Here is a 449-nt window from a genome sequence, read left to right on the forward strand (position 1 = left end):
CCTCTGTATGTGGGTAAATGGTTTCAATGGCTTCAGGGAAGCCTTTAAGGCCATCGACACAGGCAATCAGGATGTCTTTAATACCGCGACTATGAAGATCGGTTAGTATACTTAGCCACTGATGTGCACCTTCAGTGTCTGAGATATACAAGCCCAACAGCTCCTTTTTTCCTTCTACATTGAGCGCCAGAATGGTGTACACAGCTTTGCTGACAAAGCGGCCATTCTCTTTGATTTTATAGTGAATAGCATCAAGCCAGAGGATGGGATACAGGGCTTCTAAATCACGTTCACGCCAAGCCTGAAGCTCAGGTAGCAGTTTATCAGTAATGGCGCTGATGGTGCCATTGGGGACTTCAATGCCGTAGATATCGGCGATATGGGCACGAATATCCTGATAACTTGTGCCCAGTGAAAATAGCGCAATGATTTTCCGCTCCATCTCATCG

1 protein-coding gene is annotated in these 449 nt (G+C 46.3%); it reads right to left on the bottom strand.

What is annotated here, in order from left to right:
- Positions 1-449, bottom strand: a 449-nt coding sequence (locus RC73_RS19570) for an IS256 family transposase (protein ID WP_039036197.1), incomplete at both ends; no start/stop codon positions are given.

The organism is Shewanella sp. ECSMB14102 (assembly GCF_000813075.1).
GTDB classification, from domain to species: domain Bacteria; phylum Pseudomonadota; class Gammaproteobacteria; order Enterobacterales; family Shewanellaceae; genus Shewanella; species Shewanella indica.